The organism is Mesorhizobium sp. M0761 (assembly GCF_040320205.1).
GTDB lineage: Bacteria > Pseudomonadota > Alphaproteobacteria > Rhizobiales > Rhizobiaceae > Mesorhizobium.
On the sequence record NZ_JAMYPF010000009.1, the window covers coordinates 78,432 to 96,871 of the forward strand.

Sequence of the window (18,440 nt, forward strand, 5' to 3'; positions counted from 1 at the left end):
AAATAAGCGCGTGGCTTTCGAGAGTCAAGGCGAACGGTGAGCACAATTGTGCCAATTGGAGCCGTGCCGCGATCCGACGGCAGACCCTATCGGCGCCGCGGCGATTCAAGCACCAGAAGCGGACAGCGTTCAGCCAGCCCATAGGTCCCTGTCGGCGCGAGGCGGACACTGTCAAAAAACCGGCTCGCCTCTTCGACCAGCGTCGCCGCCGGGGCGAAACTGTAGACAGTCTTCGAATTCGCATAGGCATCGATGGTGCCGATGACCGGCATCTCCCATCCGGTCGTCGCGGCAAGGGCCTCCCGGTCGGCAAACAGCGCATCGAAGGCATCGAGGATCGCCCGCACCGGAATGGCGCGGTCGGGATCGCCGCCGGCACAAGCCATGGCAATGCGCCATTTGAGTTCGTGGAAGGTCGCGACACCACCGGAAAGCGTCAGCGCCCGGACCTCCTGCAGATCATCCTGTACCTGAGGACTTGCATAGGCGCGCAATGCAGCCCGCCCACCGGACTTCAGCACACGCGCAATCTCGGCAAGCAGCGCCTGCCGTGCAACCGAGGAGTCCAGCGCCGACAGGCAGCCGTCGCCGATCACCGCCCCGGCGCTTTCGTCGCCCAGCGGCAACTCCAGCCAGTTGCCGATCACCGCCTTGCGTGAGGCGGTATCGCCCGGCCAGATGCCCGATATCATGGCAGTGGACTCGTCGATCGCGAGCATGGTCCTTCCGAGGCCGGCAAGCTCCGGCGTGACCCCGAGCAGCACCACATCGACTGATTGCAGGCTAAGTTCGCGCTCATAGGCGGCGACAGCTTCCGGGGGCGGACACAGCGGCGACCCGAGAAGCCGCCAATGACGGCGAATTGCGTCCCAATGCTCAGTCATGCGGAACGGTTTGGGGAAAGGCTGGACATATTTCCTTCCAGGCTGTTGGTTGCCTTGCGAGTTACCTCATGCAGGAAAGGCCATGGCCCGCATTGCCGTCATAACGCATGAATTTGACCGCTTCCAGAGCCGGCGGGGCCTCCTGCTGCGCCAGGACAGCCCCTACATGCTGTTCGACGTCCTGGCGGAGCTGAAACGGCGCGGTCACTCCGTGCAGATCATGCGTGGACCCTCGGCAAGTCATAACGCCGATATTGCCGTCCTGCATGTCGACGCGACAGTGACGCCATCGGACTATGTCGACTACGCGCGCGGATTTCCGATTTGTCTCAATCTTGGTGCAACCGACATTTCCAAGCGCCGCATCAGTGGTGCGATCCTCGAGGAGGGTGCCAACTGGAGCGGCCAGGTCATCGTCAAGAGCAACCTCAATCATTGGGGGACGCCCGAGGAGCAGCTCAACCGAAAATCCGTTCGCGCCGGCAAGGCAGTGCCTTTCCCGGGCGCGCAGACCTTCGACCGTTATCAGGTGCATGCCTCGCTGGCCGATGTGGCGCCGGAGATTTTCAGGCGTGCCGACCTGATCGTGGAAAAATTCATTCCCGAAATCGAGCCCGACGGGTTTGCGGCGCGGTTCTGGATATTCTGCGGCGATCGGGAGCGCTGCACCCGCTATGTCTCGCCGCAGCGCCTGGTCAAGGGCGACGACACCGTCCGCCGGCAGCCGGTTGCGGTTCCCGACGAACTGCGCGCCTTGCGTCGGAAGCTGGGCTTCGACTATGGCAAATTCGACTTTGTCGTGCATGAGGGCAGGGCCGTGCTGCTCGATGCCAACAAGACCCCAGGTCGCGCCAGGAACCTGTCGAAGATTGTTGCCGCCGGCACAGCCAACCTGGCCGACGGCTTCGAAAACCTCATCCACCAGACCGGACGGGGTCGAATCGGGCGCTAGAGAAACAGTCCCAACTGCGTATGGATGATCGACCGGTAGTCCTCGATGGTGTGGCGGCTTTCCTCCTGGTTCTGGGTCAGCGCCATGCGCACGACGCCGCCGGCCAGCTGGAAGATCAGGAAAACCATACGGCCGAACTCATTGCGTCGCTCTGGCGCGAGAAAGGGGCCGACATGGTCGCAGAACATCGTCGCCTGGCGCCGGGTTTCGGCGATGTCGAGATTCTTCAGCGCCTTGTCAGCCTGGATGGCGTTTTGCAGGTCCTGAATGGCGGGGTCGCCGGCGACGCGCTCATAGTAGTCGTCGAGCAGCCGGTCGGCCGCAGCGATAACGTCGTCCAGCCCGCCAATGTCGGCAACGATGGCGGCAAGCCGGGCGCGGCTCACTTCGGAGAATCGCTCGTAGAGCATCGCCAGGATCGCCGACTTGTTGGGGAAGTAATGATAGACGGTGGCGATCGGCCCGCCGGCCTGTGCGCCGACTTCCTTCATGGTGACGGCGTCGATGCCTTTCTCGCCGATCAGCCGCATGGTCGTCGACAGGATGGCGTCGATGCGCTCGCGGCTGCGCTCCTGTTTGGGCCTGCGCCTCGGTTCGGTCGTCATCTGCACTGCTTCGTTCATGCCGCCATCCTCTCGATCGCCCAGACCATTCGATCGCCAAGACCATCCCCAGCCTTGTTGGTGCCAAGTCCCGCTACTGATTGACAAACGAATATGATCGAGTATCAGTTTCTAAATGCTGACAGACTGTCAGTTTTTTTGCCGTCAGGCAAGGACGTTGGGAGGCGACCGTGACTTCTGCTGGTAACGCGGATGCCGGGAACGGCGACTGGCTGGTCGGCAACCCCACTGGGGCGCAACTCGCCTCGGCATTGTGGATCGGCTCGGTCGGCCTGCTCGTTCTCGGGCTGCAGCCGGTGCTTCTCGGCGCGCTCTACACCGAAGGGCATGTCAGCGGTGACGAACTCGCGCTGGTCGCCACGGCGGAGATGATCGCCATCGGCATCGGATCGGCGGCCATCGCCATGATGCTGTCCGCCCACAATATGCGCTTGAAAAGTGCCGTCCTTCTGCTCTTGCTGGCGCTGGCGAACGGGGCGACCGCCTATGCGCTGACCTCGACCTCGCTGATTGCCGCCCGCGCGGTGGCGGGCCTCGCCGAGGGTGGGCTGGTGGCGGTCGCCACGGAACTGATCGCCCGTTCGCGCCGGGCCGAGCGCATCGGCGGCTTCTTCGTCACCCTTCAGACCCTGGCGCAATGCGCCCTTGCCCTGCTGCTGGCGCTTTACGTCATCCCGGCCGCCGGATCGGCAGGCGGCTTCATCGTCCTTGCCGTCGTCTGCATCGCTTCGGTGGCGGTCGCCTTCATCGTTCCCGATAGCTATGCCGACCTGCCCAAGGAGGAACAGTTCAGCAATGTGCTGACCGTTCCTTCGCTTGCCGCTTTGCTGTGCGTCTTCTGCTACTTTATGTTCTTCGGCTCGGTCTGGGCGTTTCTCGAGCCGCTTGGCGCACAATACGGCATCGATGGCCGCAGCGTCGGCCTGATCGTCTCGGCCAGCCTGGCATTGCAGGTGCTGGGCGCAATGACGGCTACCGTCTTCGAGGCGCGTATCGACTACCGCTTCGCCATCGTGGCGATCGGCGTGGTCGCCGTCGCCAGTTCCGTGGTGCTCGCCGGCAGCCCCGGCCTGACGGTTTTCTGGGTCGCGGCCTTGATCATGGGCTTCATCCTTCTGTTCATCGTGCCCTATCAGATCCGGCTGGCGATCACCGCCGACGAGACGCGCACGGCCGTGCTTCTGGTGCCGGCGGCCCAGCTTTTCGGTCTGGCGATCGGCCCGGTCGCGGCATCGCTGCTGATCGACGGCAAGGATTTTCGGCCGGTGCCGGAATTTGCCGCCGCCAGTGCTGCGGCCAGCGTCGTGCTGCTCGGCCTGTTCGTCCTGATCGCACGGCGCCGCCGCGCCATCGCCTGAGACACGACCGGAGGAGCATCTCCTCGATACTTGACTAAGTCAAATAAATGACCGATCGTTGATGGGCAGGAGGCTTCCCATGACGATCCATCATCAACCCGGCAAGGAACGCATCGACGCGGTGCGGGCTTTCAACCGCTTCTACACCCGCCAGATAGGTCTGCTCGACGAAGGCCTGCTGAAAAGCGCCTTCTCGCTGACCGAGGCGCGGGTGCTCTACGAACTGGCGCATCGCGATGGCCTGACCGCCAGCGATCTCATCCGCGATCTCGGCCTCGACGCCGGTTATGTCAGCCGGCTCCTGAAGAAGTTCGAGCACCTGCAGCTGATTGCACGCGCGCCGCTGGCGTCGGATGCGCGGCAGTCGTCGATCACGCTGACGCCGGTGGGGCGGCAGGCCTTCGCGCCGCTGAACCGGGCTTCGCACGACCAGGTCGCGGCCTTGCTGGAGCGGCTTCCTGCTGCCGAACAGGACCGGCTGGTCAAGGCCATGCAGACGGTGCAGCAACTCCTGGGCGACAGCCCGGAGTCCAAAGTGCCGTATATGCTGCGCCCCTTGCAGGTCGGCGACATCGGCTGGGTGGTGCGCCGCCAAGGACAGATCTACGCACAGGACTATGGCTGGGACGAAACCTACGAGGCGCTGGTCGCCGAAATCCTCGGCGCCTTCGTAAAATCCTTCGATCCAGAATGGGAACGCAGCTGGATTGCCCAGCGGCAAGAGGAGGTAGTCGGCTCGGTCTTCGTCGTGCGCAAGTCCGACGAGGTGGCAAAATTGCGCCTGCTCTATGTCGAGCCTTCGGCGCGCGGCCTCGGCATCGGCAAACGGCTGGTCGAGGAGTGCATCAGCTTCGCCCGCGCCAGGGGCTACAAGACGCTGACCCTGTGGACCAACGACATTTTGACCGCCGCCCGCCACATCTATGAGAGTGCGGGCTTCAGGCTGGTGGACGAAGAGCGCCATCACGCCTTCGGCAAGGATCTGGTCGGCCAGAACTGGAACCTGGAGCTGTAGCGCCTTTTCACCGGAAGAAGGCAAGATCGCGCGCAAACGCTCTCACACTCTAACCGGAATCCATATCTCCAGCCCGCCATTGCCACTGCGCGGATCGAACTCCGGGCCGTAGCGTTCGAATTCGGGGCCGTCGGCTATATCGTGCCCCGAGGCCGGCAGCCATTTGTTCCAGATCGTGTTGACGGTGCGGCGGATGGTGGAGATGTGCTCGGCATGGGTGAACACGGCGTATTTCTGCGCCGGCACCCGCACCCGCGAAAGCTCCTTCGGCAGGTCCGAGAAATCCGAAACTTCGACGCCGGCGATATAGTCGAAATTGCCGGCATCGTCGCCGTTGACGCAGACGCCATAGGCGACGTCGCCGGTCTCGCCCGGAATGTTGCCGATATAGGGACCGAAGCGCTGCCACTGCATCGGAATGGCCGCGCTGGTTTCGCAGCTGTAGCGCTCGCCGAGGCCGGCAATGAGGAAGGGACGGCCGGTCTCGAAGCGCGGCGGCGGCAGTGAGGCGAGGAAGGACTGGTCCATCAGGATCGGCTCCACCAGGGCGAGATTGCTGAGGCTGCCCTGCGCGCGCACCAGTTCCGGCGTCGTGCCGAACTGATCGCGGAAGGCGCGGGTGAAGGCTTCGTGCGAGGCGTAGCCGGCATCGAGCGCGACCGCGAGGATGTCGGGCGCGCCGGAAGCCAGCTTGCGCGCCGCTTCGGTCAGCCGGCGCGCGCGCATATAGCCCATCACCGAACGGCCGGTGGCGGCGCCAAAGGCGCGCGTCACATGAAAGCGCGAGACGCCGCTGCTTTGCGCGACATCCTCAAGCGAGATCGCTTCCGGCAAATGGCTCTCGACAAACCACAGCGCTTTCTCGGTCGGGTTCATGAGTCTCCTCGCATTTGGCCACACCATGCTGCCGGCTTTTTGCGAGGCCAGTTTGATCGAAATTGCGCCTGTCGTAAAATCGAAGGGCGCTGGTCGACTGTGGCAGGTCACCATCGTGGAAAGCCGCTGCTGGGCGGCCTCGGCCTGGCTCGCTGGGACAATATCCGGGCGCGCTGGGTGCGGGCACCATCCTTGCCTATGCCCTGTGGAACCACCGCCGGCTCGATGCCTTCGCCGCCGGCGAAAATGCCGCCGAAAGCCTAGGTGTGCCGGTGGCGAGGACGCGCAAGACGACCTTTCTCCTCGGGGCGTTCTCGACGGCAATTCACGTCTCGGTCGGGAGGTCATCCGCAACCGTCATTGACAGCGCCGTGACCGCATCTGCATGGCTGCCATCCCTCTTTTTCGGCTCTGGTGCAATGCGGCGCCTTGAATGCTAAGCACGCTTATAATATATACCGCTCATGGTTTCCGACGGCATAGATAGATTGGGCTTTTTGATCCACGACGTGCAGCGCCTTATGCGCAAGCGCTTCGAGGCGCGCGCCAGCGGTCTTGGCCTTTCCTCGGCACAATGGCGGCTTCTGGTTCGCGTCGCCAAGGAGGCCGGCGTCGCCCAGGCTCGCCTCGCCGAACTTCTCGAAATCGAGCCGATCAGCGTTTCACGCCTCGTCGACCGGATGGAGGAGGGCGGCTGGATCGAACGGCGCTCCGATGCAACTGACCGGCGCGTGCGCATGATCTTCCCGACAGCCAAGGCGAACGCGGCCTATGCCGAGGTCAAAAGCCTTGCCGGCGAAGTTTATGAGGAATCGCTGGTCGGCGTTTCGCCGGACGACCGCCGCGTCCTGATCCGGGCGCTGGACACCATCGTGCAAAACCTGGCGGACGGCGAGACGTCGTCCTTGAAGAGTACGGAAGGGGCAGCAACATGAACGCGGCAGCCAAGCTAGACGAGAATGTAACCAAGATCGAGACGCCGGCACAGCCGGCTGCCGAAGCGCCCGCGCAGCCGGCCGCGGCACCTGTCGCTGTGGCTCCCCCGGTGCAGCCCGCTCCGGCTCCGGTCAAGAAGCGCCGCCTCGGCCGCCTGCTGCTGATGGTCGCCCTGCCGGCGGCACTGGCCATTGGCGGGGGCTACGTCTGGGTGACCGGCGGCCGCTATCAGGAGACCGAAAACGCCAATTTGCAGCAGGCCAAGGTGTCGATCGCCTCGGACACGGCCGGCCGCATAGTTCAGGTCGGCATCTCGGACAATCAGCAGGTCAAGCAGGGCGATGTGCTGTTTGCCGTCGACCCCGAGCCCTACCGGATCGCGTTGGCGCAGGCCGACGCGGCGGTCGCAGTCGCACGCGTCGGTATCGAACAGCTGCGCGCCGCCTACAGCCAGGCGCTGGCGCAGGAAAAGTCCGATGCCAGCCAGGTCGACTACGCGCAGTCGCAGTATGACCGCGCCGCCGACCTTGCCCAGAAGGGCATCAACGCCAAATCGTCGCTGGACGAGGCCAAGAACGATCTCGACAAGGCCAGGCAGCAACTGGCCGTTGCCGAGCAAGGCATCATCAGCGCCAAGGCCGCTCTCGCCGGCAATCCCGATATCGAGACCGACAAGCATCCGACCGTGATGGCCGCACTCGCCGCGCGCGACAAGGCCGCCTACGATCTGGCGCAGACCACGGTCAAGGCGCCGGCCGACGGCGTCATCAGCCAGGCCTCCTCGTTCAAGGTCGGCCAGTATGTCGGTTCCGGCACGCCGCTGTTTGCGCTGGTGGAGACCGGCGACACCTGGATCGATGCCAATTTCAAGGAAACCCAGCTTACCCACATGAAGCCTGGCCAGAAGGCCGAGATCGTCGTCGACACCTATCCGGGCAGAACTTTCGAAGCCACCGTCAAGGCGATCGGCGCCGGCACCGGCGCGGAGTTTTCGCTGCTGCCAGCTCAAAACGCCACCGGCAACTGGGTCAAGGTCACGCAGCGCATACCGGTGCGCCTGGAGCTGACCGATGCCGACGCCAAAATGGCGCTGCGCACCGGTATGAGCGCCTCGGTTACGGTGGATACCGGCGTTGCCCGCGGGTTCCCCGCTATCTTCGGCCACGCCACCGCAGGCGAAGCACAATAGACTGTGAATGGACCGTGATCTCGAAAAGCAGGATCACGGCCCGGCAGAACGCCCGCCGCAGGCGAGGTGAAGGTGAGATGACAGGATCGGTCCGACGGCAGGTTGAACGAGGGGTGGATTGGACCGGGCCGCATCGCGGCCTGCCCAGAACCTGGACCACTTCGGCGCCCATCCTTCGGACCTTGGATTTCCGGGCGGCAAGCGCCTGATGTGTCGAGACCTTCGATCGATGTAACCCCCACATCGATAGATCGCGTCCCACCGCGATGAGGGTCTCTTCACCAGAGAAGGCCTCGCCGCCCGGAAACCTAGTGTACACGTTTTTGTTACCTGTCGGAAGTTCCGCATGATGACCACACCAGAAACTTTCAAGGAAGTGCCGCATCGCGGCCTGATCACAGTGGCGCTGATGCTGGCGACGGTCATGCAGGCGCTCGACACCACGATCGCCAATGTCGCGCTGCCGACCATGACCGGCGACCTCGGCGCCTCGCCTGACAACATCAACTGGGTGTTGACCTCCTACATCGTTGCGGCCGCCATCATGACGCCGGTGACCGGCTGGCTGGCCGACCGCTTCGGCCGCAAGGAACTGTTCCTGGCGGCGGTTGTCGGCTTCACCGTGTTCTCGATGCTGTGCGGTATTGCCTGGAGCCTGGAGAGCATAGTGTTCTTCCGGCTGATGCAGGGCGTGTTCGGCGCAGCCATCGTGCCGCTGTCGCAGACCTTCCTGCTCGACATCAACCCCAGGGAACGCCACGGCCAGGCGATGGCCATCTGGGGCGCCGGCATCATGCTGGGGCCGATCCTGGGTCCGACGCTGGGCGGTTGGCTGACCGAGAATTTCAACTGGCGCTGGGTGTTCTTCATCAATTTGCCGGTCGGCATCATCGCCTTCCTCGGCATGGCAGCCTATTTGCCGGTCGTTGCCCGGCGGATCCGCAGCTTCGATTTCTTCGGTTTCGCCATGATTTCGCTCGGCGTCGGCGCACTGCAGCTGCTGCTCGACCGCGGCGGCGAGGTCGATTGGTTTTCCTCGGTCGAAATCTGGATCGAGCTTGCTCTTTCGATCACCGGCTTCTGGGTGTTCATCATCCACACACTGACGGCCGAACGTCCTTTCATCGACCCCAAGATCTTCCTCGACCGCAATTTCGTCACCGGTCTGGCCTTCATCTTCGTCATGGGCGTGCTGATCCTGGCCTCGATGTCGCTGCTGCCGCCGATGCTGTCGACCATCTTCGGCTATCCGACCGTGACCATCGGCGTCGTCCTGGGACCGCGCGGTGTCGGCACGATGATTTCGATGCTTGTCGTTGGGCGGCTCATGAGCAGGATCGACGCCCGCATCCTCGTCGTCATCGGCTTTCTGCTCACCGCGCAGTCGCTTTACACCATGTCTTCCTTCACGCCGCAGATGGACAATTGGCTGATCCTCAGCTCCGGCGTCATCCAGGGCCTGGGCATGGGCATGGTGTTCGTGCCGCTGTCGACGGTGGCCTTCGCCACGCTCGACGTGCGCTTCCGCACCGACGCCACGGCCCTGTTCAGCCTGGTTCGAAATCTCGGTTCGTCAATCGGCGTGTCGGTGGTGACGGTTCTCATGGTGCGCAACACGCAGGTCAATCACACCGAATTGTCGGCCTTCATCAACCCGTTCAACCCCAATTTGTGGGCACTCTCGCCGGCGGCAGCAGGCGGCGATCCGACGGCACTTTCGCAGGTGGACCGCATGGTCAACATCCAGGCGATGATGATCTCCTACGTCAACGACTTCAAACTGCTGATGGTGATGACGCTGGTTGCCATTCCGTTTGTCTTCCTGCTGCGCAAGCCGAAGACCGCTCCGGCCGGCGCGGCCGCTCCTGCCGCGCATATGGATTGAGGCGGGCGCCGGTAGCGCTGGCAGCAAGCTGGTTGCCCCTGATGATTGTTGCTCGGATGATCGTCAAAACCCGCGTGTGCAAAAGAATATCGATAATGAGCCGTTGGAAGTTGATTTGAAATGACATTTGCACCTTTGGTATCTGGTTGCTGACGCCTCCAATTCCGTTACAGTTCATCTTGAATTAGCACATCTGTAACATTGTCAGTCGACTTTCGTTTGGCACGACAGAGGCCCTTTCTTGTTTCAGGTGCCAAACCGGAGGAGGTCTGTTTGGTCACGAAGTCATCCAGAAGATCCGTCGGGGCGCGCGGGCCGGTGGGCGTAGTCGCATTGGCAAGACTGGCTGACGTTTCCTACGATACGCTCGAGGGAGAACTTCGCACGACCATTGCGGGTCTCGAAGGGCAGACCCTGCGCTTCGAGACTGCGATCGAGAATATTTCGCAAGGCATCTGCTTTTTCGATGCCGATGAACGCCTGATCCTGAGCAACCGGCGCTATGCGGAAATCTACCGCATTGCGCCCGAGGAATTGCGGCCTGGCGTGACACTGAGCGAAATAGTCGAACGCCGCGTTGCCGCCGGCACGGCGGCGACGGCCGCCGACACCTATCTCGCAACGGCTCGCTCGATCAATTCGGGCAAGGCTTCGCGGCTCTGGACCGCCAAACTTGTCGATGGTCGCACAATCCAGATCCGTAACCAGCCCATGCCCGATGGCAGTTGGATCGCCACGCATGAGGACATCACTGAACTCCTCGCCAATCGGCAGATCGTCGACGAGCGCATTTCGCTGCAGGCGCTGATCGACTGGGTGCCCGATTATCTCTGGGTCAAGGATACGCAAAGCCGTTTCGTCGTGGTCAACAGCGCCCTTGCGACCGATAGCGGCCGCAACAAGACCAGCGACATGATCGGTTTGACCGATTTTGATCTCCACCCCCCGGAAGTTGCGCGGAAATTTCGCCTGGTCGAGCAGCGCCTGCTCAAGAGCGGACAACCAATGATCGACGCGGAAGAGTTTGTCGTCGATGCGTCGGGGAACGGCAAATGGCTTTCGTCGACGAAGGTGCCGTTGCGCAATCGCCAAAATGAAATCTTCGGCCTGGTTGGCATCGCCCACGACATCACCGCCCGCAAGCAGGCGGATGTCCTTCGCAGCGGGCAGGCGCAGATCCTCGAAATGATTGCCACGAGCGCGCCGCTGGAGGACGTGCTCGACCGCCTCATGCGCTTCGTCGAGGCTCAGTTGAAGGGGATATTCGGTTCCGTCCTGCTGCTCGACAAGGACGGCATTCATTTGCGTCACGGTGCGGCGCCGGGCCTGGCGAAAGCCTATACGAGCGCCATCGATGGGGCGGCCATCGGTCCCAAGGTGGGATCCTGCGGAACCGCCATCTACCGGCGGGAACCGGTCATTGTTACCGATATTCTGCAGGATCCGCTTTGGGACGATTACCGCGAACTGGCGGCACCCCATGGCTATCGTTCGTGCTGGTCAACCCCGATCCTGTCGCATCGGGGCGTCGTGTTGGGCGCCTTTGCCATGTATTCGATGACCGTGCGCGAACCCACCCATGCCGAGACCCGCCTGATCGAATTCACCACACACATTGCCGGCATCGCGATCGAGCGCAAACTGGCGGAAGACCAGATCCACTTCATGGCCAACCATGATGCGCTGACCGGCCTGCCCAATCGCGCTTTGCTGGAGGATCGGCTTTCCCAGGCGGTCCTCTACGCGCAGCGATACAATCGCTGGATGACGGTGGTGTTCATCGATCTCGACAATTTCAAACTGGTGAACGATACGTTTGGCCACAATGCCGGCGACGAACTCCTCAAGACCGTCGCCAGCCGTTTGGTTGGATGCGTGAAGGCCACCGACACCGTCGTGCGGCTTGGCGGCGACGAATTTGTCATCGTCCTGTTCGACCAAACCACCAATGTCGATGTGGTCTCGGAAACCCTGCAGACGATCAGGGATGCGATCGCGGAACCGGTTCTTGTCGGAGAGCATCGGCTGAGAACGACGGCCAGCATCGGCATCGCAAATTACCCGAAGGACGGGACCAGCCCGGATACGCTGTTGGCCAATGCCGACGCCGCCATGTATCGCGCCAAGGAATTCGGCCGCGACAATTTCCAGTTCTATGCCCCGGAGTTCAACTCAACGGCACATGAAAAATTCCTGCTTCAGGAGGAATTGCGAAACGCGCTCGCCCGGTCGGAATTCGCTCTGCATTATCAGCCACAGGTGGATCTGCGATCGGGGCAGGTTTTCGCCGTCGAAGCGCTGGTGCGCTGGAACCACCCGACGCGAGGCCTGGTTTCGCCGGCGATGTTCATCCCGACCGCCGAGGAGACCGGGCTGATCGTGCCGCTCGGCGACTGGATCCTGCACGAAGCCTGCCGGCAGAACAAAGCCTGGCAGCGCGCCGGTCTGTCGCCCGTAACCGTCTGCGTCAACGTGTCGGCGCGGCAGTTCCGGGAGAAGAACCTGATCGACCGCGTCGTCAACGCATTGAAGGAAAGCGGCCTGGAGGCGAGGTATCTCGAGCTCGAAGTGACGGAAAGCCTGATCATGCAGGATTTCGAGCTGGCGGTCGCAACGATGAACGGACTGCAAAAGCTCGGCGTGCAGATATCGATCGACGATTTCGGAACAGGCTATTCCAGTCTCAGCGCCCTCAAGACGTTTCCGGTGGCGCGGCTGAAGATCGACAAGTCCTTCATCAACGATCTCGCGACCGACGAGAACGATCAGGCGGTCACTGGCGCCGTGATTTCCCTGGGGCAGAAGTTGAACCTTCGGGTGCTGGCCGAAGGTGTCGAAACGGAAGACCAGGTCGCCTTCCTGCGCAAGAACAATTGTGACGAGGTGCAGGGCAATTATTTCAGCAAACCCCTGTCGGCTGGGGATATCGGCGAGCTGATCGCGAAAGGCTGACGGCTGGCTCGCGCCGTAACCGCTGGCTGCTATTTTCCGAGCACCAGGCTCCAGTAGCGGATGGCGCTGTCGCGTCCGTCGCGTACATAGGCGAGGCCGAAGCGGCTGAAATCCGGATCGAGCATGTTGCGGCGGTGGCCAGCCGAATGCATCCAGATGTCGAACAGTTTCTGCTGGTCGAAGCGGCCCTCGGCGATGTTCTCGGCGGCGGCGCCCCGCACGCCATTGTCCTTCATCCGCGACGCGAAATCCTTTCCCCAGCCCGTCGTGTGGCTCATGCGTTCGCGTGAGGCCATATAGCCGGCCTGCTGCCGAGCGGCCTGCTCGAGCTGGGCGTCCGGCACCAGCGCCGGCAGTCCGGCCGAAGCTCGGATGCCGGCCAGCGTCGCGGTGGCGGAGGACGAGACACCGGCGCCTTCGCCGGTCGGCACCGAGACCGTGCTGCAAGCAGCGAGGCCGGCCATGGCTGCAAGGCCGATCAGCAGCAGGCGCCTGTTTGGTTTTGGACTTGCTGCGCCAGAGCGGGTTTGCGCGAGCGGGTGATTGGTGGTGCAGATCATTGTCATGCCTGCCTGACTTAGCGGCGATCATGGCTTTTGCCGGGCAGGGCTGCGAAAATCTCAATCGCTGGCCTCCGTGCAGGTTCGGCCGATCGATTCGAATGGGAAGGTCGGCGGCCGATGTAGTCTCGGCGCGCTGCCTCCGATCAGCGTTGCGCGTCGGTCGCCATTTTAAGCGCCAGCGCGGCGAGCACCGTGCCCATCATCCAGCGCTGGATGACCATCCATAGCGGCCGTCCGGCAAGAAAGGTGGCGATCGAACCGGCCGTTACCGCGATGATGGCATTGACGGTCAGGCTGATCGAGATCTGCGTGGCGCCGAGCACCAGAAGCTGCGACAGCACATGGCCGTTGCCCAGCGAGATGAACTGCGGCAGCAGCGACAGATAAAGCACCGCCACCTTGGGATTGAGGAGATTGGTCATTAGACCCATGGCGAACAGCTTGCGCGGCCTGTCCTTCGACAGTTCGCGCACCTGGAATGGTGAGCGCCCGCCGGGCCGCACCGCTTGCCAGGCGAGCCATAGCAGATAGAGCGCGCCGGCAATGCGCAGTGCGTCATAGGCAAACGGCACGGCAAGCAGCAGGGCGGTGATGCCCAGCGCAGCCGACACGACATAGAACAGAAAGCCGACCGCCACGCCGCCGAGCGAGATCAGCCCGGCCATGGGGCCTTGCGACAGCGAGCGCGAGATCAGGTAGATCATGTTCGGCCCGGGCGTCAGCACCATGCCCAGGCAGACCAGCGCGAAGGCGAGATGGTTGGCGGTTTCGGGCACGGGGCAATCTCCGGGAAGCGGTGACGATACCGAGCACGCGTTTTGACTCACCGCAAGAGCATGATGGCCGGAGACTTTGCGCCAGCGCCGAAAAATGTCGAAAGCGGCGAAGCCGTCAATTTCCCCCGCAAGGGGGAAGATCAGCAGCTTCAACCCTCAGCTCACCACGCGCAGGTTCGAGAGCTCGTTGGCGATTTCCTTGAAATTGTCGGACAGCGTGGCGCCGGTCGCGTTCCAGAACAGTTTTGCAGGCTTGCTCGGGTCGGTCGGATCCTTGCGGAAGCGCGAGTCCGACGAGCACGTCTTCAGTGCCTCCATCGCGCTCTTGTCGCCGGCGTCGGTCGTCGACATGTCGAGCGCCACCGTCATCACCATGATGTTGGCCGCCTTGGCGTTGTTGCACAGCGTCGCCATCTGCTCGTTGAGCGCGGCGGTGTAGTTGCTCGACGAATAGTTGAGCTGGCCGATGGCGCTCGACGTGCCGCCGAACAGGCGGGTGACCGCAGTGCCGTTGTAGCCGACGCCGGTATAGCCATAGCCGGCATAGGTCGACTTGTTGCCGGCGGGGTCGGAACTCACCGTCGAATAGGTGTTCTCGCCGTCGGTGAGCACGATGACCACCTTGTCGTTGCCGCGCTCCGTCTCAGGACGTCCTCCTGTGAAAGGCTCCGTGCTGGAGACGGTGCGCCAGCCCCAGGCCATGCCTTCCGGCACATTGGTGTTGCCGTTAGGCGCCATAAGGTCGATCGCAGCCTTGATCTTGGTCAGCCCGGCGGCGTTGGCGACGTCGGTCAGGGGTGTGATCGGCGTGGTGGTGCAGCTGTAGTTCGGACCGGCACCCGTCCCCAGCACCGGCGCGTTCATCGGCCGTGGCTGAAAATACTTGGCCATGTTGGACTGGCGCGTCTTGCCGGTGGTGCTCGCCGGATCGTCGTTCCACCAGCTGTTGGCTGCGCCATAGGTCTTGGGAGCCACCTCGTCGGGGTCCTGCGTTATGTACCAATGATTGCCCGGCTCATCCGGCGCGAACATCGGCACGAACATGGTCGCGGGATCGCCGACGCCGGTGCCGGTGTTGTTCGGTCCGCCGGAGGCCGGCGCGTCGTTGACATTATAGGGATAGGGCCGCACTTCGACGCAGCCCTGCCAGCTGGCGAACGGTCCATATGTGTCGTTGTAGTCGTATTCGTTGTGGCTGTCCGAGCATGTATGATTGGCGCGATATTTGTCGCAGACCACGCGTTTGCTGCCGACGATGCGCTCGTGGCTGGTGACCACCTTCATGTCGCGGTAGAGCGAGAAGCGGGTCAGCATCTGCCCCTCCTGCTCACCCCAGCCAGTGCCTTTCTTGTACCAGATGCCGCCGATCTTCTGGGCATATTTGTCGGCTGCGTTAAGCGTGGACCAGGCGAAATTCTCATTGTGGATGGGCGACAGCCCGTAGGCGTCGATCCACGACGCGTTGTCGTTGCTGGCGCCGACATTGACCGAGGCGGCGAACGGCACGAGGCTGAACTGGACCGGCTTGTCGATCTGCTTGATCATCGCGGCCTGCAAGGCAAGCGTGTCGACGAGCTGCTTGGCGGCTTGCTTGAGAAGGTCGATGCGCTTTTGTCCGGCACCCGTGCCCGTGTTCGACATCGACCCCGAATTGTCGAGCACCATGGCCACTTCCAGCGTGTTCTTCAGCCGGACTTGCGAACACACGGAGTAGGTGACGTTTTCCGACGTCCTGCCGATCAGCATCGCCGCTGCCGGCAGGAAATAGGGCTTGTAGACCAGGCTGGCGCACAGCTTGACGATGCCGCCGCCGGTCGTGCTGCTGGGCAGCGTAACGCTGAGCGTCGTGTCGGCGGGATCGACGTGGTTGAGGTTTGCCTTGAAGAAGTCGAGCGCATAGGCCCGCAACTGGTCGTCGGTGGCGCCTTCCACCAGCCGGCGCGCTGTGGCGAAGTTGGCGGCGTCGAGCGCGTTGACCACCCTCTGCTTCTCGCTGACCACGCCGGTGTAGTCGACAGCCATTGCCACGCCGCCCATCAGTGGCACCATCGCCACAACGGTCATCAGAGCGTAATTGCCGCGGCGGTCACGCCAGAAGTCACGCCGGAATGTGCGCCAGAGTTCACGCATGTGATGTAAGCGGCCCCGCCTGCGGATTCTTCAATGCCGCCACAGTTTCACAAAACGTTGAAGGACGGGTTTGGGAAACTGCTCGATTGCGCGGATAGCGCTTCACCAGGCGCTAACCAAATGCGCCAGCTGCCGAACGCAAAACGCCCCGCCGAGGCGGAGCGCCTTGTTCGAAAGATCGCGCCGATCAGCTGACGATGCGCAGGTTCGACAGTTCGTCGGCGATTTCCTTGAAACTTTGCGACAAGGTGGCGCCGGTCGCGTTCCAGTACAGCTTCGCCGGTTTGCTCGGGTCGGTCGGATCCTTGCGGAAGCGCGAATCCGAGGAGCATTTCTTGAGCGCATCTATGGCAGTCTTTTCCGCCGGCTTGGAACTAACAAGGTCGAGCGAGACGGTCATCAAGAGAATGTTCGAATTCTTCGCATTGGCGCAAAGGGTTTGCATCTGCTCGTCAAGCGCGGCCGTGTAGTTGGTCGCCGTATAGGTTGTCTTGGCGACGGTCGTGTTGACGAACAGGCGGGTCGCAGGCTCCACTGGCTTCGGAAAATTAGGGCCGGTGTAGCCATAGGCGGCGTAGGTCGATCCATTCTTGGCGTAGTTGCTGGTCATGTCGTTGCTGGGGCCGATGCTATAGGTGTTTGCGCCGTCGGTCAGGACGATGACCACTTTGTCGTTGCCTCTTTCGGTGTTCGGCCGGCCTTGCGTAAAAGGCTCGTTGCTCGACACCGTCCGCCAGCCCCAGGCCAGCCCTTCCGGCACGTTGGTGTTGCCCGTCGGGGCCATGGCATTGATGGCATCCGTCAGGATTTTCTTGCCATCGGTGGTGGTTATGTCCTGTAACGGCGTGATCGCGGCGGTCGTGCATGCCGAATTGGGTCCATCATCGGCCGCAGCGGCTGCTGCGTCCCAGGGCTTTGTCAGAAAATACTTGCGCATATCCGCCTGGCGTTTGGGGACAGTCAGCGTGTCGGAATAATCGATCCACCAATTGTTGGCGTAACCCCACGTCGATGTGCTGGTGCGAGTTGTGTCGGTCCAGAAATTGCCAGCTTCGTCCGGCGCGAACATCGGCACGAACATGGTGGCGGGCGTGCCAGTGGTCGGCGACGTGTCGTCGTCATTATAGGGATACGGCCTCGCCTCCACGCAGCCCTTCCAGGCTTCGTATTTGGCGACGACGGAGGTCTTGCAAGTGCCGTTCGAGTTTTTCTTCGTACAGGTCGTTGCCATCATGTCCTGATAGAGGGTGAAACGCGTCATCTCCTTGTCTTTGTCAGTGCCCCAGCCCGTGCCGCGCTGGTAGTAAACGCTGCCTACTTTTTCGATCCATTTGGTGGCATTTGCCGCCGCTGTCATCGTCGACCAATCGAAGTTCTGATGATGGATCGGGGAAATGCCGGTCGTGTCCAGCCACGTCGGCAATGGAGCCGGGGGGATCGGAGCGCCGACATTGACCGACGCAGAAAACGGGACCAGCGAGAACTGCACCGGCTTGGTCACCTGCTTCATTTGTGCGGCCTGGAGCGCCATTGTATTGACAAGCTCGGTCGCGGCCTTCTTGAGCAAATCTATTCGCGGCTGGCCGGTGCCGGAGCCGTTGGTGCTCATAGAGCCGGAATTGTCGAGCACGAGAGACACTTCCAGCGTGTTTTTGAGGCGGATCTCCGAGCATGCCGATGTTGTGACGTCGGCGGCGGTTCTTCCGATCATCATGGCCGCTGCCGGCAGGAAATAGGGGTGGTACGTCAATTCGGCGCACAGCTTCAGCGTGCCACCACCTGCGTTGTTGTTGGGAAGCGTCACCGTCAGGGCCGTATTGGCTGCTTTGACGCGGCCGAGATTGGCTTCGAAGAAATCCTTCGCATAGGCCTTGACTGCCGTGTCGGTCGCCCCGGTGACGATCTGCTGTGCCGTGGCAATCCCGGCGGCATCCAGCGCGTTCAGCATGTTCTGCTTTTGGCGCAAGAGATCGGTGTAGTCGATGGCAAGCGCCAGCGCGCCCATCAAGGGCACCATGGTGATCACTGTCATCAAGGCATAGTTGCCGCGTCTGTCGTTCAGAAATCTGCGGATCATGCCTTCAGCACCCCTGCCAGGACCCCAATATCGGTCCGAAGATGCCCACAAAATCGTTAAATTTCAGGTTGCTGAAATGCGTTCAACATAGGCCGATCTTTTCAAGGCTCGTTAACCACTCGGCCCTGGTGACCAGCGGTGCGACATTGTTTCGATAGACCAAAGCTCGGAGAAGGGTGGTTCCTGCCTGTGCAACCTTCGATCAGCCCGTTGCGCAACAGCCT

14 protein-coding genes and 1 pseudogene are annotated in these 18,440 nt (G+C 62.3%); 8 read left to right on the forward strand and 7 right to left on the reverse strand.

All coding sequences use genetic code 11. The features are described from left to right. Positions 1 to 86: 86 nt before the first annotated feature. On the reverse strand, positions 87 to 884 hold the full coding sequence (locus tag NKI32_RS16835) for a class I SAM-dependent methyltransferase (protein WP_353003027.1): 798 nt from the start codon (positions 882 to 884) through the stop codon (positions 87 to 89). 82 nt (positions 885 to 966) lie between these two features. Here NKI32_RS16835 and NKI32_RS16840 point away from each other — a divergent pair, with 82 nt between their 5' ends. Next, complete coding sequence (locus NKI32_RS16840; protein ID WP_023715203.1) at positions 967 to 1,836, forward strand: hypothetical protein; 870 nt, start codon at positions 967 to 969, stop codon at positions 1,834 to 1,836. On the opposite strand, the gene NKI32_RS16845 is transcribed toward NKI32_RS16840, so the two are convergent. After that, on the reverse strand, positions 1,833 to 2,459 hold the full coding sequence (locus tag NKI32_RS16845) for a TetR/AcrR family transcriptional regulator (RefSeq protein ID WP_023753766.1): 627 nt from the start codon (positions 2,457 to 2,459) through the stop codon (positions 1,833 to 1,835). The genes NKI32_RS16840 and NKI32_RS16845 overlap by 4 nt on opposite strands. 170 nt (positions 2,460 to 2,629) lie before the next feature. On the opposite strand from NKI32_RS16845, the gene NKI32_RS16850 reads away from it, so the two are divergent. Both NKI32_RS16850 and NKI32_RS16855 read left to right on the forward strand, forming a co-directional pair. Then, a complete protein-coding gene (locus NKI32_RS16850) occupies positions 2,630 to 3,817 on the forward strand; it encodes an MFS transporter (protein ID WP_023756407.1) in 1,188 nt (395 codons plus the stop codon). Positions 3,818 to 3,896: 79 nt separating this feature from the next. Then, positions 3,897 to 4,832: a bifunctional helix-turn-helix transcriptional regulator/GNAT family N-acetyltransferase gene (locus NKI32_RS16855; RefSeq protein WP_353003028.1), complete on the forward strand. Its 936-nt coding sequence runs from the start codon at positions 3,897 to 3,899 to the stop codon at positions 4,830 to 4,832. 42 nt (positions 4,833 to 4,874) lie between these two features. Here NKI32_RS16855 and NKI32_RS16860 read toward each other — a convergent pair whose 3' ends face one another. Next, positions 4,875 to 5,708 (reverse strand): AraC family transcriptional regulator, encoded by an 834-nt coding sequence (locus tag NKI32_RS16860; RefSeq protein WP_353003029.1) that lies wholly within the window; start codon positions 5,706 to 5,708, stop codon positions 4,875 to 4,877. Between the two features lie 129 nt (positions 5,709 to 5,837). Between NKI32_RS16860 and NKI32_RS16865 the strand changes: the two are divergent. The 5 genes and pseudogenes from NKI32_RS16865 to NKI32_RS16885 all read left to right on the forward strand — a co-directional run. Continuing rightward, a pseudogene (locus tag NKI32_RS16865) lies at positions 5,838 to 6,046 on the forward strand (iron chelate uptake ABC transporter family permease subunit); the annotation flags it as partial. A gap of 126 nt (positions 6,047 to 6,172) precedes the next feature. Beyond that, on the forward strand, positions 6,173 to 6,643 hold the full coding sequence (locus NKI32_RS16870; protein ID WP_353003030.1) for a MarR family winged helix-turn-helix transcriptional regulator: 471 nt from the start codon (positions 6,173 to 6,175) through the stop codon (positions 6,641 to 6,643). Then, positions 6,640 to 7,833, forward strand: a complete 1,194-nt coding sequence (locus tag NKI32_RS16875; RefSeq protein ID WP_352625881.1) for an HlyD family secretion protein — start codon at positions 6,640 to 6,642, stop codon at positions 7,831 to 7,833. Before NKI32_RS16870 ends, NKI32_RS16875 begins: the two co-directional genes overlap by 4 nt. 349 nt (positions 7,834 to 8,182) lie before the next feature. Continuing rightward, positions 8,183 to 9,718, forward strand: a complete 1,536-nt coding sequence (locus tag NKI32_RS16880) for a DHA2 family efflux MFS transporter permease subunit (protein ID WP_353003069.1) — start codon at positions 8,183 to 8,185, stop codon at positions 9,716 to 9,718. A 333-nt stretch (positions 9,719 to 10,051) separates the two neighbouring features. Beyond that, complete coding sequence (locus NKI32_RS16885; RefSeq protein WP_245263080.1) at positions 10,052 to 12,670, forward strand: EAL domain-containing protein; 2,619 nt, start codon at positions 10,052 to 10,054, stop codon at positions 12,668 to 12,670. A gap of 29 nt (positions 12,671 to 12,699) precedes the next feature. On the opposite strand, the gene NKI32_RS16890 is transcribed toward NKI32_RS16885, so the two are convergent. From NKI32_RS16890 to NKI32_RS16905, 4 genes are all read right to left on the reverse strand, one after another. Next, entirely contained in the window at positions 12,700 to 13,230 is a 531-nt protein-coding gene (locus NKI32_RS16890) for a CAP domain-containing protein (RefSeq protein ID WP_023671529.1), read from the reverse strand. 146 nt (positions 13,231 to 13,376) lie between these two features. Then, positions 13,377 to 14,009, reverse strand: coding sequence for a LysE family translocator (locus NKI32_RS16895; RefSeq protein WP_353003031.1), 633 nt, complete (start codon positions 14,007 to 14,009; stop codon positions 13,377 to 13,379). A gap of 156 nt (positions 14,010 to 14,165) precedes the next feature. Beyond that, a complete protein-coding gene (locus tag NKI32_RS16900; RefSeq protein ID WP_023816294.1) occupies positions 14,166 to 16,139 on the reverse strand; it encodes a pilus assembly protein in 1,974 nt (657 codons plus the stop codon). A gap of 187 nt (positions 16,140 to 16,326) precedes the next feature. Further along, complete coding sequence (locus tag NKI32_RS16905; protein ID WP_023697694.1) at positions 16,327 to 18,216, reverse strand: pilus assembly protein; 1,890 nt, start codon at positions 18,214 to 18,216, stop codon at positions 16,327 to 16,329. Between the last annotated feature and the right edge of the window lie 224 nt (positions 18,217 to 18,440).